This window comes from Pseudotabrizicola formosa (genome assembly GCF_002900965.1).
Classification (GTDB): domain Bacteria; phylum Pseudomonadota; class Alphaproteobacteria; order Rhodobacterales; family Rhodobacteraceae; genus Pseudotabrizicola; species Pseudotabrizicola formosa.
In genome coordinates this window covers 12,523-35,464 of record NZ_PJOM01000002.1, presented here as the reverse complement: position 1 = coordinate 35,464, position 22,942 = coordinate 12,523, and the positions used below count along the sequence as shown (strand labels likewise).

Sequence of the window (22,942 nt, the reverse complement as noted above, 5' to 3'; positions counted from 1 at the left end):
AAACCCTCAGACAGCGGCCTTCAAAGCCTCAACCAGATCGGTTTTTTCCCAACTGAATCCGCCATCTGCATCCGGTGTGCGGCCAAAATGGCCATAGGCACTGGTGCGGGCATAGATCGGGCGGTTCAGGTTCAGATGGGTGCGAATGCCACGCGGCGTCAGATCCATGCAGGCGGCAACGGCGCGCTCGATCTGCGCCGCCTCCACCTGCCCGGTGCCATGGGTATCGACATAGATCGACAGCGGCTCTGCCACGCCAATGGCATAAGACACCTGCAAGGTGCAGCGATCAGCCAGCCCGGCGGCCACCACATTCTTGGCCAGATAGCGCGCGGCATAGGCCGCCGAGCGGTCCACCTTGGTCGGGTCCTTGCCGGAAAACGCGCCCCCCCCATGCGGGGCAGCCCCCCCATAGGTATCCACAATGATCTTGCGCCCGGTCAGCCCGGCATCGCCATCGGGGCCGCCGATCACGAAAATACCCGTGGGATTGACGTGCCATTTCGTCGCCTCGGTCAGCCAGCCATCCGGTAAAACCTCACGAATATAAGGCTCTACAATGGCGCGGATATCGGCAGAGGTCTGGGTGTCCAGCGCATGCTGGGTCGACAGAACGATAGAGGTCACCTCCACCGGCATACCGTCTTCATAGCGCAGCGACAGCTGCGATTTGGCATCCGGCCCCAGCGTCGGCTGTTCGCCCGATTTGCGCACCTGCGCGAGACGCCGCAGGATGGCCTGCGCATATTGCAGCGGGGCCGGCATCAGCTCGGCGGTTTCGCGGCAGGCATAGCCGAACATGATGCCCTGATCGCCCGCACCGTCCTTGTCGACGCCCTGCGCGATATGGGCCGATTGCCCGTGCAGATAGTTCTGCACTTTCAGCGTGTTCCAGTGAAACGCCTCTTGTTCGTAACCGATGTCGCGCACGCAGTCGCGCACAATGCCCTCGACCCGCTCCAGCATGGCGTCGGTGGCGGCCTTGCTTGACAACCCCACCTCGCCGCCAACCACAACCCGGCCGGTCGTCGCAAAGGTCTCGCAGGCGACGCGGGCATTGGGCTCTTCGGTCAGAAAGGCGTCCAGAATGGCATCCGACACACGATCACACACCTTGTCAGGATGCCCCTCGGAAACGGATTCCGAGGTAAATACGTAATTCTTGCGGCTCATTGGGGTAGTGCTCCATTTGAATGATCCCTGCCACGCCAGGAAGCCGTTGTGGCAGTTCAGTGTGGTGCGTAAGCCCAATGGCGCAAGGCGTCAAGCAACCCGGGGCCTGCGGCGCAGGAAAGACCCTGCAATTAGAACGACCAGCAGCACCAGCACCGGCCCCTCGCCCCACCTTGCATAAAACGGGGTCGGCAGCGCCCCGGGCACCTGCGCCACATCCAGATAGCCCGCCGTGCCAAAGGGCAGCGCCTGCAAAACCCGCCCCCGCGCATCGATCACCGCCGTCACCCCGGTATTGGCCACGCGGATCAGCGGCAAGCCCTGTTCAATGGCCCGCAACCGCGCCTGTTCGAAATGCTGGAACGGCCCGGTCAGCGTGCCAAACCATGCGTCATTGGTGATCTGCAACATCCAGTCGGGCCGCTCCGGCGCGCCGCGCGGGATCTGCGGAAACACCGCCTCATAACAGATCAGCGGCAACACGCGGCCAAGCGCCTCGCCCAGATCAATGACCTGCGGCCCGGTGCCGGCCGAATAGCCGTTTCCCACCTGCGCGGCAAAAGCGCCGATGCCGAACCAGTCCTGCAACAGATCGCCCATCGGCATGTATTCGCCAAAGGGCACCAGATGGAACTTGTCATAGGTGGCGCTGACCCGGCCTTCGCCCTCCAGAACGCGCAGCGCGTTCCAACCCCGGTCACCCTCCACCCGCTGAATGCCGATCGCCACCCGATTGCCAGCCGAGGCATCGGTGATCATCGGTGCCACCTCGGGCGAATATTCCAGCAGATAAGGCACCGCGGTTTCGGGCCAGATCGTCAGCGTGGCAGGCGTGCCCTCCCGCGTGAACGCCAGCTGGCGCTGAAACAGCATGCGGGCCTGATCCGGGTCCCATTTCAGATGCTGCTCGGCATTGGGCTGCACCAGCCGCAGGCTCGCCGCCCGCGCGCCGGGCTCTGGCTGGTCCAACTGCCACAGGCCAAAGCCCGTGCCCGCCAGCAGCAGGGCACCCGCCGCCGCAGCCCCCCACCAGCGGTGCATCAGCGGCAGCGCGGCGGCCCCGAGGGTCGCCGCCGTCAGCCCCGTCGCTCCCCACAGCGCCACCGTCTGCACCAGCGGCCAGGCGTGCCACATGTGCCCGACCAACGCCCAGGGAAAGCCGGTAAAGACATAGCCGCGCAGCAGTTCCACCGCGCCAAGGCTGGCGGCAAGCGCCAGTGGTCTGACCGCAAACCGGCTGGCCGCCGCCGCAGCCCCCGCCCAGAACAGCCCAAAGCCAAAGGCCATCAGCACCACCGCAAACGGGGCCATCCAGCCATAGACCCAAGGATCGATGAAAAACGGCGAAACGATCCAGGTGAGCGAGGCCCCGAAATACCCCGCCCCCACCAGCAAACCGGCCCAGCCCGCCCCCGCCGCCGATGCTGGCCGCAGCATGCGCGCCATCGCCCAGATCAGCGCCGGAAAGGCCAGATACCAGGCCGAGATCGGCGCCTGCCCCAAGGCAACCGCCGCCCCCGCCAGCACGTCAAGCCCTGCCTGCCGCCGGACCGGAGCGGCGGCAAACAGCCGGTGGCGCAGGCTCAAGACGCGACCTTCTCCATGATTGAAGATACGGGTGCCGCAGCGGCTGCTGGCGTCTCGGTTTCGGTCACCGGATCGCGCTTGCTCCCCGGCAGGCGCACGCGAAGCCGCTTGATCCGCCGTGGATCGGCATCCACCACCTCGAACTCGGCCCCCGATTCGTGCGGCACGATCTCGCCCCGCACCGGCACCCGGCCGATGCGCACAAAGACCAGGCCGCCCAGCGTGTCGATCTCGTCATCATCCTCGCCGTTGCGCAGCTTCATTCCGATGACGGCCTCGAACTCCTCCAGCGGGGCAGTGGATTGCGCCAGGAACACGCCGGGCTTTTCCTCTTTCCACAACAGGCTTTCATCCTCGTCATGCTCGTCCTCGATCTCGCCGATCACGGTCTCGATCAGGTCTTCAATGGTTACCAAACCGTCAACGCCACCGTATTCATCGATCACCAGTGCCATATGCACCCGTTCGCGCTGCATCTTCTGCAACAAAACGCCGATGGGCATCGACGGCGGCGCATAGAGCAAGGGGCGCAGCAGTTTGCGCAGGGAAAACCTCCCTGAGGTGCCAAAGCCGTGCTGCAGCGCCAGATCCTTCAGCAAAACAAGGCCCTGCGGATGGTCCAGCGTGCCCTTGTACACCGGCAGGCGCGAAAACCCCTGCTCGCGGAACACTTCGACCAGATCATCTCGACCGATATCGACGGGCACGGCAACGATATCCACCTTGGGAATCGCCACATCATCCACCCGCAACCGCCGCAGGTTTCCAAGCCCCGGCACCGAAGCGCCTCCGCTTGTCACCACCGGCGCCGGAGCATCCGACCGGCCGCCCGGCGGGCTGTCAGCCCCCGAAAACACACCCAACAAACGTCCGAACAGGCCCCTACTCGGAGGTTGATCGCCTTCGGCCTGTACACCAGACGGCGCGCGCTGCGCCGCCGTAGACCCGTCGTTACTACTGCCCATCAGTCCTTATCCAGAAAAGCACCCTGTCATGGGTGCGGCTTCAATATGGGTCATCAACCCCAAGCGTGGCAAGTATGGCCACCTCATGTTTTTCCATCAGATCCGCATCGGCATCATGAATGTGATCATATCCCAGCAAATGTAACACGCCATGCACGACCAGATGGGTGACATGATCCGCCAGCGGCTTGCCCGCCACCTCGGCCTCGCGCGCGCAGGTGTCATAGGAAATCGCGATATCGCCCAGCGACCAGGGCTCTGCCGCCTCACCCGCCAAGGGCCGCGCCGGCACGGCACCGGGCAGGTCTTCCGACAGATCTTCCGTCGGCCAGCTCAGCACATTGGTGGGGGTGGGCTTGCCACGGAATTCCGCATTCAGCACCGATATCCGCGCATCATCGCAGCCCATCACGCATAGGGTAAACCCCGTCTGCGGCAGCTCCAACCCCGCAAGCACCGCCGACGCCGCACGCAAGGACAGGGGCTCCAGCCCCAGCCTCTCCCAACGGGCATCCTCGATCACACACTCCACCAGCGGGTCCATCCGCGCGCCCTATCCCAACTGGACAGGTCGGGCAAGAGAAACGAAGGCCCAGCCTGGACGGCCCGCCTGTTTTCAGTCTTTAAACATCCTCGACGGGGGGACCGGGGGGCAGACAGCCCCCCGGTGCCTTGATCGGCCCAACTCTCAGGTCTGCGGCGTCTCGTCCGATTCGTAAGCCTCGATGATCCGCGCCACCAGCGGATGGCGCACCACATCCTTGGATGTGAAGTAATTGAACGTCACCCCACGCACCCCCTTCAGTATGCGTTCTGCATCGGCCAACCCCGAGGGCATGCCGCGCGGCAGGTCCACCTGGGTGCGGTCGCCGGTGATCACCATGCGCGACCCCTGGCCCAACCGGGTCAGGAACATCTTCATCTGCATGGTCGTGGCGTTCTGGGCCTCGTCCAGCACCACAAAGGCATTCGACAGCGTGCGCCCGCGCATGAAGGCCAAGGGCGCGATCTCGATGCGCTTCTCCTCCATCAGCTTTTGCACCTGCTTGGCAGGCAGGAAATCATTCAGCGCATCATAGAGCGGCTGCATGTAGGGATCGACCTTCTCCTTCATGTCACCAGGAAGGAAGCCCAAACGCTCCCCCGCCTCCACCGCCGGGCGCGACAGGATGATCTTTTCGACCGCCCCTGACACCAGCATGGTCACGCCGACCGCCACTGCCAGATAGGTCTTGCCAGTGCCCGCAGGCCCGATGCCAAAACCAAGTTCATGGCTGAACAGGTTGGCGACATAGGCCTTCTGCGCCTCGGTCCGCGGCTCCACCGGTTTCTTGCGGGTGCGGATTTCCATGCCGGGGTTGAACAGTTCGATCTGCTCGCCCTCGGCGCTCATCGTGGCCTGACCCAGACGCATCGCACCGTCAATATCGCCTGCGGCGACCGTGCGACCGGATTCGAGCCGGGCATAGAGGCTGCGCAGCACGGCGGCCGCCTGCTCCCGCGCGCCCTTATCCCCGATCACCGCAAGGCGGTTTCCGCGCCGCAGGATGTGAACGCCCATCTGGTGCTCCACCTGCGCCAGATTGCGGTCAAACTCGCCGCACAGGTCAATCAGCAAACGATTGTCTGGAAATTCGAGAACAGTCTCGATGATGTCCTCGGGCTTGGTCGGGGGGGTCAGCGCGCTGATGCCCAATGAGGTCTCCTTGATGCTAGGGCCTGTATGTATCGTGCGCCGCGTCACATGATCTGGCAAGCATCGATTTCGTGTCAGTCCGAGTTTATATCCAGCCACCGCACGGAATTGTGACATCCGCCCAAAACCCAGGCAGCGATTGGTCTGTCACCCCAACCACGACAAAGGGGGCCCGGTTCCCCGTGGCCCCCGGAATATGCCGCCAAAGCGGTCTGTCAGTTCGACCGGCGCACCACCGTGCGAATGCCGGGACCGGGCACATAATCGCGCAGGCCCGGCGAGTCGGTCTGGTAGTTTCTGATCACCGTTCCCGGCGGAAAGTGATCGTTGCAGACGGGCAGGCCCGATTTCGGGTCAAAACGCGGGCTGGAATACCCCTCCACCCCGTCATCCATGATCCAGTTCTGGCACCCGTCAGGATCATAGGCAATGGCCGCATGGCCATGGCGCAGGACGCCGGAGTCGCGGCCCTTGTCCACCCCGGTCGCGATCACAGAGTCGGGGCCCTGATAGGGGGTCAGACCATCACTGACACAGCCGCTCAGGAACAAGACTGCCAGGGCCGCGCCGAATTTGAAACTAATCTTCATGTTCATCACCACCGGTAGCAGACAACTTCGACCCGACGGTTCTTCTGCATGCCGGCAGCAGACCTGTTCGAGGCGACAGGCTGACGTTCGCCATAGCCGATTTCCCGCTCCACATGCGCGCCGACCGAACGCGCCACATTGGCAACGGCGGCGGCGCGACGCTCTGACAGGCCCATGTTGTATTCATCCGATGCGCGGCTGTCGGTATGGCCATAGATCGCATAGCCAAAGGCCCCGGCATTCCGGAAAAAGGATTGCAACCGCGACCGCCCCTGCGCTGTCAGCCGGGCGCTGTCGGTCGCAAACAGCTGATCGGTGTTTTCCACCAGACAGGTGTTGCGCTTCAGGCAGACCGGCTTGCCATCCTTGGGGTTGCGGCGCGGCACCATATAGCCTTCAAGCCCGCCATCGGCCCACCAGTGCATGCAGCCGTCATCGTCGATCCAGACGCCCCATTCGATCTTGCCGACAACTTCGGGGGCCCCCTGTGCCAGGACCGGCGTCACGCCTGAAAGCCCGACAGCAAGCGCTGCGCCCCCCAGGATCATCCGTACCGCTTTGGACATCCGCTCCACAGCCGCAACCCCCTTGTTAACCATTCACATGCAAAATTATGCCCCAAGGATTGACGACCGGGCAAAGTGAAGTAAAGCGAAATTTGAATAAATCAGGGCATTTATGCGGCGAAGTCAGGGCAAAAACCCTGCCCTTCCCGCAGCATCCTGCGCCATTGTCGCGATCAGCCAAACAAAGCGCCCCCTGCGGGCCGACTGATCAGCCTCAGGAAACCCTGACCGCCGAGAGCGAATTGGCGGCAGAGGCCACCACCCGCACCCGCGCCAGCTCGCCTACCCGACCCGTCGCATCATCGACATGCACCGCATGCAGGTGGTCAGACTTGCCCACCATCTGCCCCGGCTGGCGTCCGGCCTTTTCATAAAGCACCGTCACCTCGCGCCCCACCATCGCCTCCTGGCCCGCGCGCTGCTGGTCAAGGATCAAGGCCTGCAACGCTTGCAAGCGGGCGTCCGCGACCGCAGCCTCGACCGCAGGTTTCTCTGCCGCCGGCGTGCCGGGCCGCGCCGAATACTTGAACGAATAGGACTGGCCGTACCCCACCCGCCGCACCAGATCCAGCGTATCGGCAAAATCGGCGTCGGTTTCACCCGGAAAGCCCACGATGAAATCGGACGAAAACAGCGTATCGGGCCGAACGGCGCGGATCTTGTCGATCACCCGGAAATAATCATCCCGCGTGTGCTTGCGGTTCATCGCCTTCAGAATGCGGTCTGACCCCGACTGCACCGGCAGATGCAGATAGGGCATCAACTGCGGCACATCGCCATGCGCCGCGATCAGATCGTCGTCCATGTCATTGGGATGGCTGGTCATGTAGCGCACCCGCTCCAGACCGTCGATGCCCGCCAAGGCCCGGATCAACCGGCCCAGCGTCCAGGCCCCGCCCTCGCCTGCGCCGTGATAGCCATTCACGTTCTGCCCCAGCAACGTCACCTCACGCACCCCGCGCGACACCAGATCACGGGTTTCGCGCAAGATGCGCTCCACCGGGCGGCTGACCTCGGCCCCCCGGGTATAGGGCACCACGCAAAAGGCGCAAAACTTGTCGCAGCCTTCCTGCACTGTCAGAAACGCCGTCGGCCCGCGCAACGCCTTGCGCTCTGGCAGATGGTCAAACTTGTCTTCGGCGGGAAATTCGGTGTCCACCTGCGGGCCGCTGGCCCGGGCCAGGGCGGGCAGCCGGTGATAGGCCTGCGGCCCCACCACAATATCCACCAGCGGCATGCGCCGCTGAATCTCTGCCCCCTCCGCCTGTGCCACGCAACCCGCCACCCCGATCTTCAGGTCAGGCTTGGCGTCCTTCAACGGGCGCAGACGGCCAAGGTCGGAGAACAGCTTTTCACTCGCCTTTTCGCGGATGTGGCAGGTGTTGAGCAGCACCATATCGGCGTCTTCCACCACATCGGTCAGCGTATAGCCATCCGCGCCCATGGCCTCGGCCATGCGCTCGCTGTCATAGACGTTCATCTGACAGCCATAGGTCTTGATGAACAGCTTCTTGGCATCAGACATGGGCTACCCCGCCGTGGATCAGCGCGTGTTCTACCGCGAACCGCAACCGGGCGCAACGCGAAGCCCCCCTTGCCAAACGCCCCCCCATCGCCGAGTCTGCCCAGATCAGCAGGGAGGGACCAAGCGAGACATGCGCCACAGCGGACTGAACGCTTTTCTGGCAGGCGCCCGCGCCCTCATCGGCACGGGCCCGGTCGCCGTGATCCTGGCCGAAGACGAGGTCGAGGTGGACACCACCCTGCGCCACCACCAGACCGCCGGCTTTCCCACGATTGTGCTGCTCGCGTCGCCCGGGCTTACCCTGCCCGCCAGCGTCGAAGACAAGATCCACCGCGTGGACCATGACGTGCATGCCGAAGGCGCGCTGATCACCGCCGTCAACCGCCTCATCGCGGCGGTGCCGGGGGTTTGGCTGTTTTATGGCTACAATGCCGAATATCTGTTCTACCCGTTTTGCGAAACTCGCAATGTGCTGGAACTGCTGGCTTTTCACAGCGAAGAACGCCGCGACGCCATTCTGACCTACACCATCGACCTCTATGCAGGCGATCTCAATCGCTTTCCCAATGCCGTCTCGCTGTCCGATGCCCATCTGGACCGGTCGGGCTATTACGCCCTTGGTCGCCCCGATCCGTTGAACCACAATCACCCCAAGGAGCGGCAGCTTGATTTCTTTGGCGGTCTGCGCTGGCGGTTTGAGGAACATATCTCGCCCCAGCGTCGCAAGATCGACCGGATCTGCCTGTTCAAGACCCGCCCGGGCCTGACCCTGCGCCCCGACTTCACCCTCTCGGATGAAGAGATGAACACCTATGCCTGTCCCTGGCACAACAACATCACCACGGCGCTGGTGTCTTTCCGCACCGCCAAGGCCCTGCGCACCAACCCCGGCTCACGCTTCGACATCCAGGATTTCCGCTGGCGCAACTCCACCCCCTTTGACTGGCACAGCCAACAGCTGATGGACCTTGGCCTGATGGAACCCGGGCAATGGTTCTGACCGGCTGACGGCCCCCATCCGCGCGCCGCCCCCCAGACCAAACCGCGGGGCCTGCGGAACCATGCGCGGCCACATGCGTTAAAGCCATGGACGGACCCGACGAAATTCCTGCGTCGCGACAATCACTTCGTCCGAAAGGAACCATGCCATGCGCACCCTCACTCTTCCGCTGCTGCTGATCGCCGGTCTGGGCACCGCTGCCCCCGCGACGGCACAGGATCTTGGCGACATCCTGTCCGGTGTCGCGAAATCGCTGGTCACACAAGAGCTGGACAAGACCGCTTTCTCACAGGCGCAAAGCCAGAACACCGCCGAGGCCTATCGCAGCTATCTGTCGCAACACCCGGAAGGGGCCTACCGCGCCAATGCCGAACGCGCGCTGCGGCGGCTGGGGGTATCTGTCGGGCAGCCCGCCCCGGTGGAGCCGGCACCGCCCGTCAGCGGCCCCGCCCGCGCCGCCGCGGCCGAGGCCGCCCTTGGCCTGACCCGCAGCCAACGCGTGCAGCTGCAGACGCAGCTGACCAGGCTGGGCTACCCCACCGGCGTGGCCGACGGGCTGTGGGGCGCGAACACCCGCACGGCGATCCGCCGCTGGCAAACCGCCAATGACCAGACCTCGACCGGTTATGTCACGCAAGGACAGGTCACGCTGATCGCCCGCCAGGCTGGCCCCGTGGCCGGCCCCGCACCGGCGACGCCAGACCCGGACGCCGTGGATGACCGCACCGAGGAACGCCTGCTGGGCCTTACCCTGGCAGAACGGCGCGAAATCCAGCGCAGGCTGACGACCCTGGGCTATCGCACCGGTGGCGTCGACGGGGTCTTTGGGACCAACACCCGCAGCGCCCTGTCCAGCTGGCAACGCGACGAAGGCCTGCGTGCCACCGGCTACATGACCGCCGACCAACTGCGCGAACTGCGCCGGCAGACCGGAATCTGACGCTTTCGGGCGGGCCAGACCATCCGTGCAAGGCCCGCCCGCACCGCTAGGGTCGCCCTGATACCTCATGGGTGCAGACCGGCGCACTGGCCCCTGCCCCATCCGTCGCCCTACAGCTTGCCGCTGCGCATCGCCCCGATCAGCGCGCTCAGGTCGGTTGACCGGCTTTTGAGCGAGGCACTGGTTTGGCTTGCGGAATGTGCGGTGGCCGCACTGTTCTGGATCACCCGGTCCAGATCGCGGATCGCCTGATTGACCTGTTCGCCGCCCACCTGCTGCTCCCGCGTGGCCGCCGATATTTCCCGAACCAGATCAGCCGTCTTGGCGATTTCGGGCACAAGGGCGGCAATCTCCTGTCCGGCTTCCTGCGAAGCTGCCCGGGTCTCGGATGACAGACGGCTGATTTCAAGCGCCGCCGCCTGGCTGCGCTCGGCCAGCTTGCGCACCTCCGAGGCCACCACTGCAAAACCCTTGCCATGCACCCCCGCCCGCGCCGCCTCGATCGCCGCGTTCAGCGCCAGCAGATCTGTCTGACGCGAAATTTCCTGCACGATCCGGATCTTGTCGGCAATTTCCGCCATCGCCTGAACCGCACGCGATACGGAATCGCCGGCGCGTTGCGCATCCCTGGAACACCCCGTTGCAATCCTTTCGGTGGTTGCGGCATTGGTTGCGCAGTTGCGCAACGACGCCGTGATCTCTTCCATCGCGGCGGTTGCCTGCTGGGCCGAGGAGGCCTGACGCGCGGCCCCCTCGCTGATCTGGGTGGAAAGGGCGGCGACCTTTTCGCAATCCACGACAACCAGATCGACACTTTGCCCCGCCCGGTCAAGAATGTCGTTGCGGGTTGCAATCTCCTTGGACATGTCCCGAATGAAGGCGGCATATTGCCACGACCCCCGCACCTTCATCTTCGACAATGCCAGACTTGCCGGCACGGTCGAGCCATCCTTGCGGGGAATGGTGACCTCGCGGCTGGTGCCGACGATCTTGTTGATCCCGGTTGTGCGATTGGCGTCGATCAGGGCGTCATGATTGTGCCGGTGCGCTTCCGGAACCAGCATCGACACGTTTTTGCCCAACACCTCGTCGCGGCGATAGCCCCACAACTGCTCCGCCGAATCATTGAAATAGGTGACAGCGTTCGTCTCGTCGATCAGCACCACCGCATCAATCGCCTGCGCAACAGCGCTGTGCAACAGGGCGGAAGAGGTTCCCCTTTTGCCATGCCGAAACCCCTGCAACATTCCGTCAGCCCCCTATCCTTGGACACTCTGCGGAAAATAGACATCCAAGCGTGAAAAAGAGATTATCGAAACCAGGGCAGAAGTCCCTGCCCCCCGATCGGTCGCAGGGCGCTCAGACTCAGCACGCAGCGCAGACGTCGCCCTCAGCGCAAACGACGCCACAGGGTAAAAACCGCACAGCAATTTCGGGGGAGATGAAATGGTGCCCGGAGACGGATTTGAACCGCCGACACGCGGATTTTCAATCCGCTGCTCTACCAACTGAGCTATCCGGGCACTGCACCGTTGCAGCAAGGCCACCTTCGGTTGGCGGGTGATACGTCAGGGCGGCGGGGCTGTCCAGAGGCTTTTTCGCCTTTTTGCCGCACCATCCTCCGCCAGCCGGTCCCGGCTCAGGACCGCGGCAAACCGCCGTCGTCGTCGCCCTCGGCCGGTGTTTCTTCCTCGCCCTCGGCTGCGGGAATCACATAGCTTTCGGTCAGCCAGCGGCCCAGATCCACATCGGCGCAGCGGCGCGAGCAGAACGGACGGTATTTCGCATCGGTGGGCTTCTTGCAGATCGGGCAGGTCATGCGAACAGCCCCCCCGCCACCTCGGCCAGCGGCAGCCGGTCGCGCTTGCGGGTCAGCTCGTACAGGCCCAGCGTGGTCCAACCTGCCAGATTGGCCTCGCCGTCCCCCTTGAAGGCGGCCTTGATCACCTGATCCAGTATCGCGCGATCCTTCTTTGACATCGGCGCGAAATCCACCACCACCTGCCCGCCAAGCCCGCGCAGCCGCAACTGTCGCGGCAGATCACGGGCGGCGGCGATATTCACCTTCAGGCTGGCGGCCGGGCTGGTATCGGGCCCGGTGTTCACATCCACAGCCACCAAGGCCCGCGTCGGCTCCACCATCATATGGCCGCCCCCCGGCAGATCGACGCGCGGGGTCAGCAGGTCGGCCACCATCGCATCCACGCCCTGCGTGGCAAAGCCGCCCGGCTCTGTCACCACCTCATCCGGCACCGGGTCCAGCCAGTCCCGAAACGCGATGTCATGCGCGCCCGGACCATCGACCAGCAGCTCCGCATCCCCCTTCAGGTCCACCAGCACCGCCTCGGCCAGCCCGCGCATCGCCGCAATGTCTTCGGCGATGGCCTCGGGCTCGGCCCCGTCACAGGACGATCGCAGGATCAGCCCCAGCGTTTGCGCCGCCCCCGCCATCCCGGCCCTGGCCAAAGCATCCAATTCCACCCGCGCATCCTCATCCCGGATGCGGCGGCTGATGTTCAACCCCGGCGCATCCGGCGTCACAATCGCAAAGCGCGATTTGAACAACAGCCGCGCCGTCACCGGAACGGCCTTGCCGGGCTCTGCCGGTCCTGTCACCTGCACCAGCAGACGCTGACCGGGGGCGATGCCGCTGATCTGGCGCAGAAAGCCTGACCCGCCCGGCAGCTTGACGAAAATCCCGCCCTGCCCTTTCACCGGCCGGTCGGCCACGGCACGGTAGATCGCGCCCGGCAGCACCGTATCGCCAGCCGGGTCCACCGACAGCTCTTCCAGCCGCCCGTCCACCACCAGCGCCGCCATCTGCCGGTCGCCCATCTCATCGAGGATCACCACCCGACCAATCATGCCTGCCTCCAGACCGGATAGCCGATGGCCTCCAGCAAAACTGCGGTTTCCGCCACCGGCAAGCCCATGATGCCGGTGTAGCTGCCCTGAATCCAGGGGATCAGCGCGCCTGCAAGCCCCTGAATCCCGTAACCGCCCGCCTTGCCCTGCCAGTCGCCCGAGGCAAGATAGCCGTTCAACTCGGCATCCGACAGCCGCTTCATCTTGACCGTGCTCACCGACTCGCGGGTCAGAATCCGGTCGCCGCGGCGCACGGCAACGGCGGTGATCACCTCATGCCGGCGGCCGCCCAGCAGGGTCAGGAAGGCCGCAGCCTCGCCCGCGTTTGCAGGCTTGCCCAGAATCCGGCGGCCCAGGGCCACCGTGGTATCGGCGCAGATCACCACATCATCGGGGCCAGCCGCCACCGCAAGCACCTTTTCCCGCGCAAGCCGCGCGCAATAGGGCCGCGGCAATTCACGCGGGCGCGGGTCCTCATCGATATCGGGGGGCAGGATGGCGTCCGGCACCAGCCCGATCTGCGCCAGAAGATCCTTCCGGCGCGGGCTGGCAGAACCTAGAATCAGCCGCAACTTACTTGAAACGATAGTTGATACGGCCCTTCGACAGGTCATAGGGGGTCATTTCCACCTGTACCTTGTCGCCAGCCAGAACGCGGATGCGGTTCTTGCGCATCTTGCCTGCCATCACTGCAATCAATTCATGGCCATTGTCGAGTTCAACCTTGAATGTCGCGTTCGGCAGGAGTTCCTTGACGACACCGGGGAATTCGAGAATGTCTTCCTTGGCCATGGTCACTCCAATAAATATGAGCCCGCGGGAACCGCAGGCCATGTGCGGCGCATATGCGCCTGATTCCCCGGGTTTTCAAGAGGATTCTCCGCCCCTCGCCCCGCACCACGGCCCAGACGCAACAGCCCGGGGCGGCCCGCGCCCGCAGCCAGGCGATGCAGCCCGCCTTATGCGCCGGTGCGCGCCTTCTGCTCGTCCCAGTGCAAATGGTTCAACACCCGGCCATCGCGCCGCACATGGCGGATCGCCTCCAGGCTCACCTCCGCCACCGCCCAGCCCGGCACGTTCAGCGCGGTTTCAGCCAGTATCCCATTGGGCGGAAAGCCGGTATCCGGCGGGCCGTAAATCGAGGCCGATCCGGTGTTCATATCCACCGCCGGACAAAAATCGCAGGGCCCAACGGTGGGCGCATGGGCCACAACACATTGATTTTCCAGCGACCGCGCCATCGACCCGATCCGCACGCGGTTGAACCCGGCATAGGTTTCGGTACAGGACGGGGCCAGCAAAATCTCGGCCCCCTGATCCACCAGATGCCGCCCCAACAGCGGGAATTCACTGTCATAGCAGATGATCACCCCGATGCGGCCCAGATCGGTGTCAAACGGCGTCAGACCCCGGCCCGCGACCACATCCCATTCCTCGCGTTCAAACCGGGTCATGATCTGCTTGTCCTGATGCCCGACAATTCCGTCCGGCCCATAGAGCGTGGCCCGGTTCACCGGGCGCGGCCCGATGAAAAAGGGGCGTGACGCGCCCAGGATCAGGCAATCATGCGCCCGCGCCAGCTCCAGATGCAGCGCATCAGTGGCCGCCCCGTGCCGCGCCACCTCATGCAGACCGGCCTCCAGATCGGCGGCCACATCGCGCCCGCCCAGACTGCTCAGCTCCATCGCGCCATATTCCGGAAACACCAGCAGCTTGGCCCCCTGCGCCGCTGCCCCGGCCACCCAGACCCCCAGCTTGGCGGCATGGTCGTCGAAATGGTCAAACCAGGTCAGATCATAGGCCGCTGCGGCCAGAGTGAAGGCTGTGGTCGGGCTGGTCATAGCGCGCGCATCCAGAATTGCAGGGGTTTCTTGGTCTCGGCATCATGGCCCACATCGCGCCATGAAAACTCGGCGATCACCCCCGGCAGCGGCGCATAGCCGCGCCCCAGCCAGAACGCATCATTGCTGCGGTGATGTGCGGGGCGCAACGGATGATCCTCGGGCCGCTGGACCGCGCAATAGGCCACATGGCTGCGCCCAAGCCTGCGCGCATGCTCTTCGCGCAGGTCAAAGAACCTGTGCCCCAACCCCAGGCCGCGATAGTCGGGCAACAGCACCGACTCCGCGCCGTACAGGATAGAGCTCAGCGGCAGCCCCAGCCCGGCAAAAGGCGCGGCGAATTCCGCCGCATGATCCTCCATCGGGGTCGAGGTCGAGGCCCCGATCAGCCGGTCGCCGTCAAACGCCCCCACCAGCAACGCCTGCGGCGCATCACGGTAGGTCTGCAAATAGTCGCGTTCATACTCCAGCGCGCCATCATACAGATAGGGCCAGTCGCGGAACACCGCAATGCGCAGGCCCGCCACCGCCTCCAGATGCGCCTCCAGCTCCGCCCCCTGCAGGGCGCGGACATGGATGCCATCCGGCAGGTCGGGCCGCGCGGCGTCAGGCGCGCTCATGCCGACACCATCGCCACCCAGTCCGACAGGTTGTAGAATGTGGTGATCCGGGCGATTTTCCCGTCGCGCAGATCGAAAAAAGCCCCCGCCGGCAACACATAGCGCTGCCCCCGCGCTTCGGGCAGGCCGGGGTCGGTCTTCAGATATTCCCCATGCACGGTAAACTCTGCCGCCCCGCGCGTGCCATCGGGCGACGTGAAGATCACCAGATCCTGCAACTCTTCCCGGTAGCTGACGCCCATATGCGCGCAGAACTCTGCAAACTTTTCCCGCCCGCGCCGGATGCCGCCCTCATTCACCCGGTGCTCCACATCCTCGGTGACCAACGCCAGCATTCCGGCGGGGTCGCCCGCATTGAAGGCGGCGTAATAGGCGGCAATCGTGGCTTGGGCAGTGGCATCGGCTTTGGACATGACAGGCTCCGGGGTTTTGACCGCACGATAGCGGCAAACCGCCGGATGGCCAGTCCTTTTGGCCAAAGGCGCAGGGGGGACCCGTCCGCAAGCCCATACGGTTCCCGAACCCGTGGCGAAACGCTTGCGCCCTGCAGTATCTGGGAAAGCTGCACCTGTCAGAGCGCTTTGAGCGCCTGTGCGATCCCCTCTGCCATCGGCGTGGTCGGCCGCCCGATCAGGCGCGACAGCGTGCCACTGTCATCTTGCAAAGCCCCTTCGGCAGCCTTGGCATCGCTGTCGGCCAGAATGCGGGCAAAGCCTTCGGGCAGGCCGAAACCGATCAGGATCTCGGCATAGGTCGCCTCGGGCAGGCTGTCATAGCGCATCGCCTTGCCCGACTGCCGCCCCAGTTCGGCGGCAAATTCTGCCATGGTGAAACTGATGTCACCCGCCAGCTCAAGGGTGGCGTTCTCATGACCTTCGCTGCTGGCCGTCACCGCAATCGCTTCGGCGAAATCGGCGCGCGCCGCCGCCGAGATCAGGCCCTCCCCCGCCGCGCCGATCACGGCACCATGCGCCAGTGCCGCCCCCAGCGTTCCGGTCAGGTTCTCCAGATACCAGCCATTGCGCAGCAGAGTATAAGACAGGCCCGATGCCCGCAGCGCCGCCTCGGTCGCGACATGATCCTGCGCCAGCAGCATCGGTGACGCCTCGCCCTTGAGCAGCGACGTATAGACCACCCGCCCCACACCCGCCGCCTGCGCCGCCGCGATCACCTTGCCATGCTGACCGGCACGATCATTGAAATCATTGGATGAAATCAGCACCAGCACATCCACCCCCGCAAGCGCGGCACGGTCCGGCGCGGTATAGTCAAACCCGCGCACCTCCACCCCCAGATCGGCGGCCTTGTCCGGGCTGCGGGCAAGCGCGATGGGGCTTTCCCCCCGCCCGACAAGCGCCTTGATCGCCAGGCGCCCCAACTGGCCAGTGGCCCCGGTGATGGCAATGGTTGTCATGATCGTCTCCTGCGATTGCGATGGCACCGGAATACCGGGTTTACTTCCGAATCGTAAGTACCTACATTTTTGTAAGTACACCACAGAGGCGCACATGACCCTTTCCACCACAGCACAGGATCTGATCGGCGCGTGGGAGCGCGGCAATGTTCTGGCGGCCGGTTGCCCGTCGCGCGGCATCCTCCAGCACCTGACCAGCAAATGGGGCACGCTTGTGATGGTCACCCTGGCCACCGGCCCGCACCGCTTTGCCGAACTGCGCCGCCGGATCGCCGGGGTCAGCGAGCGGATGCTGGCGCAGACCCTGCAACAGCTTGAAGCAGATGGCTTTGTCCTGCGCGTCGCGCGCGATGTGGTGCCGCCGCATGTCAGCTACAGCCTGACGCCCCTCGGGGTCGAAGCGGCAGCCCATGTCGTCGCACTCACCGCCTGGATCGAAACCAACCTGCCCAGACTGGGCCCCCCCTTGCCCCGACCGCAAGCCGAGCGTTGAGCGCCGCTAGACCGCCGCCGGCTCCTCGGTCGGCGCGCCAAAGCGGGCGATCATCCGCTCGCGGATCTGATCACGCGCCTGCCGGTAGGCCGAAAGCTTGTGCTCGCGCGATTCGCCCAGACCGGTCGGGTCCAGGATCGGCCAATACTCGATCTCCAGATGGCAATGCCGCGTCAGCTCCAGCGCCATCCGCTGGCTGGCGGGCGACAGCGCGATGATCAGGTCGAACTGCGACAGGTCATCGCCCCAATCCTGCATCTCTTCAAAGCTGCGGCTGCGATGGCGGGCCAACTCGACCCCCACCTCCTTGCACACGGCGACGGAAAACCCGTCCACCTCCATGTCATTGCGCACCCCGGCCGATTGCACATAGGCGCGCTGGCCGTAGAACTTCTTCATCAACGCCTCGGCCATCGGCGAACGCACCGCGTTATGGTCGCAACAAAACAACACAGACTGGGGGAAATCAGCCAAACCCTACCCCCAGTGCAGAACGCAGATCAGCGTGAACAGCCGCCGCGCCGTGTCGGTATCGACCTTGGCCTTGCCCTCCAGCCGTTCCTGCAAGATGCGCGCGCCCTCGTTGTGAATGCCGCGCCGCGCCATGTCGATCGCCTCGATCTGGCTGGGGGGCAGGCGCTTCACGGCCTCGAAATAGCTCTCGCAGATCTGGAAATAATCCTTCACTACCTGCCGGAACGGCCCAAGCGACAAATGAAACGCCCCCACAGCCGCCCCGTCCTCGGCGGCCACATCAAACACCAGCCGCCCCTCACGGATCGCCAGCCCCAGCCGGTACGGCCCCGCCGGCACCGCCCGCCCGTCGCGCGGCGGCAGATCAAAGGAATTGTCTTCCAGCAGATCAAAAATCGCGACCCGCCGCTCCTGCTCGATCTCCGCCGTGGGGCGGGCAAGGCCCTTGTCGTCAATCTCGATATGGCAGATGCGGTTCGTCATGATGGGCGGGCCTTGCGCGGGGATGTACAGGTGATGCCTGACCGCAGGGCGCTGTGCAAGTGCGGCGTTGGCCTAGCCGTTCAACCGGTCCAGCCGCGCCCGCACGCTCAAGCCATGCGCCTCAAGGCTTTCGCTGATCGCCAGCCGCTCGGCACTCGGCCCGATCGCCTTCAGCGCCTCCGGCGTCATCCGCGCCATCGTGGTGCGCTTCATGAAATCGAGCACATTGAGCCCACTGGAAAACCGCGCCGAGCGTGCCGTGGGCAGCACATGGTTCGGGCCGCCGATATAATCGCCAATCGCCTCGGGCGTCCACGGCCCAAGGAAGATCGCCCCGGCATGCAGGATCTGGGCGGCAAGCGCCTCGCAATCCTCCACCATGATCTCCAGATGCTCGGGCGCGATCCGGTTGGCCAGTGCCGCGGCCTGCGCCAAGGTCTCCACCACGATCACCGCGCCATTGTCGCGCCAGCTTGCGCCCGCAATCTCGCGCCGCTCCAGCGTCTGCAACCGCAGCTCGACCGCCGCCATCACCGCGCGGCCCAGCCCCGCATCGGTGGTGATCAGAATGGCCTGCGCGCTCTGGTCATGCTCGGCCTGTGACAGCAGGTCCAAGGCAATCCAGTCCGGGTCGTTCCCGGCATCGGCAATCACCAGAATTTCCGACGGTCCGGCAATCATGTCGATGCCCACCCGGCCAAACACCCGCCGCTTGGCCGCCGCAACATAGGCGTTGCCCGGCCCGGTGATCTTGTCCACCGGCGCAATGGTCGCCGTGCCATAGGCGAGCGCCGCAATCGCCTGCGCACCGCCAATCCGGTACACCTCATCCACCCCGGCAATCTGGGCCGCCAGCAGCACCAGCGGGTTCACCACCCCATCCGGCGTGGGACAGGTCACCACCAGCCGCCCGACCCCCGCCACCTTGGCGGGAATCGCATTCATCAGCACGCTTGACGGATAGGACGCCAACCCCCCCGGCACATAGAGCCCCGCTGCCGAAACCGGCGTCCAGCGCCAGCCCAAAGTTGCGCCCGCATCATCGGTCCAAGCCGCATCCTCGGGCCGCTGCCGCGCGTGATAGGCGCGGACACGCTCTGCCGCCAGCTCCAGCGCCGCCCGATCCTCTGCCGAAACCTTGGCCACTTCCGCCGCAATCTCGGCCCCAGAAAACGCCAGCCCCGACGGCTCCAGCTTCAGCCGGTCATACCGCGCCGTCAGCTCCAGCACGGCGGCATCGCCCCGCGCCCGCACATCGGCGATGATTTCCGCCACCGCCTGATCCACATCCTCCGCCTCTTCGCGCTTCATCCCCAGAAGCGCGGCAAAACGCGCCTCGAAATCCGCCTCATCACAGCTCAGAAACACAGGCATCACGGCATCCCTTCCACGGTCCCGCCCCAGATAGCGCGCCCCTGCCTCCCCCTCAACCCGGCAAGTGGGTTTGCACCTTTGCCAAATACGCGGGCGGGACGCGCCTGCGCGGGGGGCAACGCCCCCCCCCCCGCCCTCAGACCGCAGATGTCGCAGGCAGCCGCGACCAGAACCGCAGCATCAGGCTCACCGCTGCACAGGCCAGCCCGATCACCAGCCCCAGCCACAACCCCACCGCGCCAAAGCCCAAGGGGAAGGCCAGAACATAGCTGGCCGGAATCCCGATCAGCCAATAGCTGATCGCGGCATAGATCATCGGCACGCGGGTGTCCTGCACCCCCGCCAGCAGCCCCAGCGCCATCACCTGCATCGAATCCGCCATCTGGAACAGCGCCGCACAGGCCAGCAGCGACGCCCCCACCGCCAGGATCACCCCGCGCGCCGGCTCCTCCGGGTCGATGAACACCGAAATCAGCGGCTCGGGCAGGGTCAGGAACACCACCATGGTCAGCCCCGCCACCGCCACCGACAGGGCAATCGCCACCTTCGCCCCCAGCCGCATCGCCGCGTAATTGCCCGCCCCGGCAAAGCCGCCCGTCCGCACCGTCACCGCATTCGACAGGCCCACATGCACCATGAAGGTCAGCGCGGTGATCTCCAGCGCAATCCCGTGCGCGGCCAGCTCCACCGTCCCGATCCAGCCCATCATCAGCGCCGACGCCTGAAACAACCCGCTTTCCGCCAACCCGGTCAGCCCCATCGGCCAGCCTAGCCGGAACACGGCAGCAAAGGCGCCCCAGTCCGGCCGCCAGAACCGCAAGAACAGCTGATACCGCCGCAAGCTGGGCAACAGCGCCGCGTACCCGCACAAGAACAGCAGCGACAAGACCTGGATCGTCACCGTCGCGATGGCCGCCCCCATCACTCCCAGCTCGGGCGCACCCCAGTTGCCAAAGATCAGCGCCCAGTTGATCGCCACATTCAACGGCACCGCCGCCACCGTGACCCACAGCACCACCTGCGTCCGCTCCAGCGCCGCAAGATAGCTCTTCAAGACCATCACCAGCAGCGCCGGAATCATCCCCAAGCCCACCACCCGCAGATAATCCTGCCCCAGCGCCGACACATCCGGGGCCTGCCCCAGCGCCAGCAGAATCGCCTCCGACCACCAGAACACCGGATAGATCAGCACTCCGAACAGGATCGACAGCCACAGCCCCATCCGCGCCACCCGGCGCACCTGCACCTCATCGCCCTGCGACTGCGCATTGGCCACCATCGGCATCACGGCCTTCGCAAACCCGGACCCCATGATGAAAATCACGAAAAAGCTCGACGCCCCCAGCACCCCCGCCGCAAGCGGCACCACGCCATACCAGCCCAGCATGATGGTATCGGTCACATGCAGACCGAATTGCGCAACATGGCTGCCGATCAACGGCAGACCAAGCGCCAGCGTGGCGCGGACATGATCGGTCGCGGATTGCGACGCTGGCGGGGGGGCAGATGCTGAAATCATGGGCAAACCGATACGACGCCGCCTGCCCTTAGGCAAGCGTCACAGCGACCCGGCCAAAACCGTCAGCGAGACCGCCGCAATCACCGCCCCCGCCACCAGTTCCACCCCCGGCAACACCCTTGCCAGCCCCGCGCCGGGCAGCGCGGCAAAGGCCCCCTCGCGCGCCCAGACCGCCAGCCCAGCAACCAGAACCGTTACGCTCGCGGTGCCCAGACCCATGGCAAAGGTGCCCGCCACCCCGGCCCAGCCGATCCCCATGGCAAAGGTCAGGATCAGCAAAAACAGCGCCCCCGAACAGGGCCGAAGCGCAATCGCCCCGATCAGCACCGCCGCATCGCGGGCCGAGGTGACCTGCGCCACCTGTTCCACACTCGGCCCATGCGCATGGCCGCAACCACAGGCGTCGGCAGGGCCATGGTCGTGTCGGGGCCCGTTGCCATGATCATGATCGTGGTGGTGGTGGTGATGGCCCTGCTCAGGCTCCGCCCCCCGCCGCCCCGCCATCAGCCCGCGCAAACCCCGCCACACCAGCCACAGCCCCAGCCCGGCCACCAGCCCATGCGACAGCGGCACCATCGCCGTTTCGGCAAAGCCCTCCATCCGCGCGCGGGTCCAGCCCAGCGCATAAGCCCCGCCCGCGACCAGCGCCACCGCAACCGCCGCCTGCGCCAGCGATGACGCCAGCGCCAGCCCGGCCAGCGGCATCAGCCGCACCCGCCGCGCCAGACCATAGCCGCCGATCACCGCCTTGCCATGCCCCGGCCCCACCGCATGGAAAAACCCATATGCAAAACACACCGCCAGCAGCGCCGACCATGCCCCCGGCTGCCCGCCGCGCAAGGCCCGCACCGCCGCCGCCAGCGCCTCCTGCACCGCGCGCTGCTGCGCCCCGGCCCAGGCCGCCACCGGCTCCAGCCCGCCAAAGCCCCACAGCCCCGCCAGCACCAGCGCCACCGCAAGGCCGCTCGCCAACATCACGGCGCGCATGAAATCCGGGCCTCCTCGGCATAGGCGGCCCCGATGGCCGGAAACTCGGTCTCGGCATCGGCACTGCCCGCCAGCTCTGCCAGCGCCGCCTCCAGCCGCGCATCCGCCGCGGCCCGGTCCGGCTCATAAACCTGCACCCGGCAGCCCGCCCGCCCGGTCAACACCGGCGTCCCGGCGATCAGATAGGATGTAAAGAAAGACGGGTCATAGACCTGCACCACCAACTCCCCCGCCCCCAGTTCCACCGGCTCCGACAAACGGCGCAGATGGGTCGAAACCAAAGAGCCGTCCAGGTAAGCCGCCGTCGACTCCACCGGCCGCGACAGCTCCAGCGGCATATCGCCCAGCAAGGCATAGGTATCGCCCGCAAACTCGGCATGCCACTCCATGTCAAACCCGGCCAGCGCCGCCTCTTCCTCCGGCGTCAGCACCCCGTCAAAATCCGGGTCCAACCCCTGTTCGGCCACATAGGTCATGGAAAACAGCGAATCATAGGTCCAGCCGATCCGCACCGCCTCGGCCCGGCCTTGCCCGTCGAAAATCACCTCGATGCTCGCGTCGATAAACACATGCGGATGCGCCGCCGCCCCGACCGGGGCCGTCACCAGACCAGCAAAACAGACAGCCCACAGGGTTCGCATGCGGCAACCCTAACCCAAAGCAAATCGCGCCGCCATGGCCCCCAGCGCGCCAGACCCGGGCCCCGGCGCAGAATTGCCATCACAGTTCCGGCACAGGCAGCCCCCCGTCTCCCCGTCCTCTTCCCCCCTTGCCCGCGCCGCGCCGCCGTGCTGCACTCGGGCCAGATCCTCCTCGGGCCAGCCACAAAA

26 protein-coding genes, 1 tRNA gene and 1 riboswitch are annotated in these 22,942 nt (G+C 65.4%); of the genes, 3 read left to right on the top strand and 24 right to left on the bottom strand.

Features of this window, described 5'->3' with window-relative positions; translation table 11 throughout:
- Nucleotides 1–6 precede the first annotated feature (6 nt).
- The 8 genes from metK to miaB all read right to left on the bottom strand — a co-directional run bounded on the left by metK (nucleotide 7) and on the right by miaB (nucleotide 8,102).
- The gene (gene metK / locus CXR43_RS04290; protein ID WP_103332857.1) at nucleotides 7–1,173 is read right to left on the bottom strand and encodes a methionine adenosyltransferase; all 1,167 of its coding nucleotides are present in this window, start codon (nucleotides 1,171–1,173) and stop codon (nucleotides 7–9) included.
- 8 nt (nucleotides 1,174–1,181) lie between these two features.
- Nucleotides 1,182–1,231: riboswitch (SAM-SAH riboswitch) on the bottom strand.
- Nucleotides 1,232–1,263: 32 nt separating this feature from the next.
- Nucleotides 1,264–2,760: an apolipoprotein N-acyltransferase gene (gene lnt, locus CXR43_RS04285; RefSeq protein ID WP_246831274.1), complete on the bottom strand. Its 1,497-nt coding sequence runs from the start codon at nucleotides 2,758–2,760 to the stop codon at nucleotides 1,264–1,266.
- Nucleotides 2,757–3,725 carry a transporter associated domain-containing protein gene (locus tag CXR43_RS04280; protein WP_103332856.1) on the bottom strand — a complete coding sequence of 323 codons (969 nt, stop codon included), beginning with the start codon at nucleotides 3,723–3,725 and terminating at the stop codon, nucleotides 2,757–2,759. Before CXR43_RS04280 ends, lnt begins: the two co-directional genes overlap by 4 nt.
- A gap of 40 nt (nucleotides 3,726–3,765) precedes the next feature.
- A complete protein-coding gene (gene ybeY, locus CXR43_RS04275; RefSeq protein ID WP_103332855.1) occupies nucleotides 3,766–4,269 on the bottom strand; it encodes an rRNA maturation RNase YbeY in 504 nt (167 codons plus the stop codon).
- Nucleotides 4,270–4,413: 144 nt separating this feature from the next.
- The gene (locus tag CXR43_RS04270; protein ID WP_246831273.1) at nucleotides 4,414–5,421 is read right to left on the bottom strand and encodes a PhoH family protein; all 1,008 of its coding nucleotides are present in this window, start codon (nucleotides 5,419–5,421) and stop codon (nucleotides 4,414–4,416) included.
- Between the two features lie 215 nt (nucleotides 5,422–5,636).
- Nucleotides 5,637–6,011 carry a hypothetical protein gene (locus CXR43_RS04265; RefSeq protein WP_146036464.1) on the bottom strand — a complete coding sequence of 125 codons (375 nt, stop codon included), beginning with the start codon at nucleotides 6,009–6,011 and terminating at the stop codon, nucleotides 5,637–5,639.
- Nucleotides 6,012–6,016: 5 nt separating this feature from the next.
- Nucleotides 6,017–6,577, bottom strand: a complete 561-nt coding sequence (locus CXR43_RS04260) for an OmpA family protein (RefSeq protein ID WP_246831272.1) — start codon at nucleotides 6,575–6,577, stop codon at nucleotides 6,017–6,019.
- Between the two features lie 214 nt (nucleotides 6,578–6,791).
- Complete coding sequence (gene miaB / locus CXR43_RS04255) at nucleotides 6,792–8,102, bottom strand: tRNA (N6-isopentenyl adenosine(37)-C2)-methylthiotransferase MiaB (protein ID WP_103332851.1); 1,311 nt, start codon at nucleotides 8,100–8,102, stop codon at nucleotides 6,792–6,794.
- 130 nt (nucleotides 8,103–8,232) lie between these two features.
- On the opposite strand from miaB, the gene CXR43_RS04250 reads away from it, so the two are divergent.
- Together CXR43_RS04250 and CXR43_RS04245 are read left to right on the top strand one after the other, a co-directional pair.
- Entirely contained in the window at nucleotides 8,233–9,102 is an 870-nt protein-coding gene (locus tag CXR43_RS04250; RefSeq protein WP_103332850.1) for a hypothetical protein, read from the top strand.
- 148 nt (nucleotides 9,103–9,250) lie between these two features.
- Nucleotides 9,251–10,042, top strand: coding sequence for a peptidoglycan-binding domain-containing protein (locus CXR43_RS04245; protein ID WP_103332849.1), 792 nt, complete (start codon nucleotides 9,251–9,253; stop codon nucleotides 10,040–10,042).
- Nucleotides 10,043–10,152: 110 nt separating this feature from the next.
- On the opposite strand, the gene CXR43_RS04240 is transcribed toward CXR43_RS04245, so the two are convergent.
- From CXR43_RS04240 to CXR43_RS04195, 10 genes are all read right to left on the bottom strand, one after another.
- A complete protein-coding gene (locus CXR43_RS04240) occupies nucleotides 10,153–11,241 on the bottom strand; it encodes a methyl-accepting chemotaxis protein (protein WP_210402053.1) in 1,089 nt (362 codons plus the stop codon).
- Nucleotides 11,242–11,489: 248 nt separating this feature from the next.
- Nucleotides 11,490–11,565, bottom strand: a tRNA-Phe gene (locus tag CXR43_RS04235).
- 116 nt (nucleotides 11,566–11,681) lie between these two features.
- The gene (locus CXR43_RS04230; RefSeq protein WP_103332847.1) at nucleotides 11,682–11,861 is read right to left on the bottom strand and encodes a DNA gyrase inhibitor YacG; all 180 of its coding nucleotides are present in this window, start codon (nucleotides 11,859–11,861) and stop codon (nucleotides 11,682–11,684) included.
- Nucleotides 11,858–12,907 (bottom strand): ribonuclease E/G, encoded by a 1,050-nt coding sequence (locus tag CXR43_RS04225; RefSeq protein ID WP_103332846.1) that lies wholly within the window; start codon nucleotides 12,905–12,907, stop codon nucleotides 11,858–11,860. The genes CXR43_RS04230 and CXR43_RS04225 overlap by 4 nt, the downstream gene beginning before the upstream one ends.
- Complete coding sequence (locus CXR43_RS04220) at nucleotides 12,904–13,479, bottom strand: Maf family protein (RefSeq protein ID WP_103332845.1); 576 nt, start codon at nucleotides 13,477–13,479, stop codon at nucleotides 12,904–12,906. The genes CXR43_RS04225 and CXR43_RS04220 overlap by 4 nt, the downstream gene beginning before the upstream one ends.
- Nucleotide 13,480: 1 nt before the next feature.
- Entirely contained in the window at nucleotides 13,481–13,699 is a 219-nt protein-coding gene (gene infA / locus CXR43_RS04215; RefSeq protein ID WP_054005112.1) for a translation initiation factor IF-1, read from the bottom strand.
- A 167-nt stretch (nucleotides 13,700–13,866) separates the two neighbouring features.
- Entirely contained in the window at nucleotides 13,867–14,748 is an 882-nt protein-coding gene (locus tag CXR43_RS04210; protein ID WP_103332844.1) for a carbon-nitrogen hydrolase family protein, read from the bottom strand.
- Complete coding sequence (locus tag CXR43_RS04205) at nucleotides 14,745–15,368, bottom strand: GNAT family N-acetyltransferase (RefSeq protein ID WP_103332843.1); 624 nt, start codon at nucleotides 15,366–15,368, stop codon at nucleotides 14,745–14,747. The genes CXR43_RS04210 and CXR43_RS04205 overlap by 4 nt, the downstream gene beginning before the upstream one ends.
- Complete coding sequence (locus CXR43_RS04200) at nucleotides 15,365–15,781, bottom strand: ketosteroid isomerase-related protein (protein WP_103332842.1); 417 nt, start codon at nucleotides 15,779–15,781, stop codon at nucleotides 15,365–15,367. Before CXR43_RS04200 ends, CXR43_RS04205 begins: the two co-directional genes overlap by 4 nt.
- 158 nt (nucleotides 15,782–15,939) lie before the next feature.
- The gene (locus tag CXR43_RS04195) at nucleotides 15,940–16,782 is read right to left on the bottom strand and encodes an SDR family oxidoreductase (RefSeq protein WP_103332841.1); all 843 of its coding nucleotides are present in this window, start codon (nucleotides 16,780–16,782) and stop codon (nucleotides 15,940–15,942) included.
- A gap of 94 nt (nucleotides 16,783–16,876) precedes the next feature.
- Between CXR43_RS04195 and CXR43_RS04190 the strand changes: the two genes are divergently transcribed.
- Nucleotides 16,877–17,275 carry a winged helix-turn-helix transcriptional regulator gene (locus CXR43_RS04190; protein ID WP_103332840.1) on the top strand — a complete coding sequence of 133 codons (399 nt, stop codon included), beginning with the start codon at nucleotides 16,877–16,879 and terminating at the stop codon, nucleotides 17,273–17,275.
- A 6-nt stretch (nucleotides 17,276–17,281) separates the two neighbouring features.
- Here CXR43_RS04190 and CXR43_RS04185 read toward each other — a convergent pair whose 3' ends face one another.
- The 6 genes from CXR43_RS04185 to CXR43_RS04160 all read right to left on the bottom strand — a co-directional run bounded on the left by CXR43_RS04185 (nucleotide 17,282) and on the right by CXR43_RS04160 (nucleotide 22,753).
- Nucleotides 17,282–17,749 carry an arsenate-mycothiol transferase ArsC gene (locus tag CXR43_RS04185; RefSeq protein ID WP_103332839.1) on the bottom strand — a complete coding sequence of 156 codons (468 nt, stop codon included), beginning with the start codon at nucleotides 17,747–17,749 and terminating at the stop codon, nucleotides 17,282–17,284.
- Nucleotides 17,750–17,752: 3 nt separating this feature from the next.
- A complete protein-coding gene (locus CXR43_RS04180; protein ID WP_103332838.1) occupies nucleotides 17,753–18,232 on the bottom strand; it encodes a UPF0262 family protein in 480 nt (159 codons plus the stop codon).
- Nucleotides 18,233–18,304: 72 nt separating this feature from the next.
- Nucleotides 18,305–19,606 (bottom strand): histidinol dehydrogenase, encoded by a 1,302-nt coding sequence (gene hisD, locus CXR43_RS04175; protein ID WP_103332837.1) that lies wholly within the window; start codon nucleotides 19,604–19,606, stop codon nucleotides 18,305–18,307.
- Between the two features lie 136 nt (nucleotides 19,607–19,742).
- Nucleotides 19,743–21,125 carry an MATE family efflux transporter gene (locus tag CXR43_RS04170; RefSeq protein WP_103332836.1) on the bottom strand — a complete coding sequence of 461 codons (1,383 nt, stop codon included), beginning with the start codon at nucleotides 21,123–21,125 and terminating at the stop codon, nucleotides 19,743–19,745.
- Nucleotides 21,126–21,164: 39 nt separating this feature from the next.
- Entirely contained in the window at nucleotides 21,165–22,112 is a 948-nt protein-coding gene (locus CXR43_RS04165) for a nickel/cobalt transporter (RefSeq protein ID WP_103332835.1), read from the bottom strand.
- Nucleotides 22,100–22,753, bottom strand: a complete 654-nt coding sequence (locus CXR43_RS04160; protein ID WP_103332834.1) for a DUF1007 family protein — start codon at nucleotides 22,751–22,753, stop codon at nucleotides 22,100–22,102. Before CXR43_RS04160 ends, CXR43_RS04165 begins: the two co-directional genes overlap by 13 nt.
- Nucleotides 22,754–22,942: the final 189 nt, after the last annotated feature.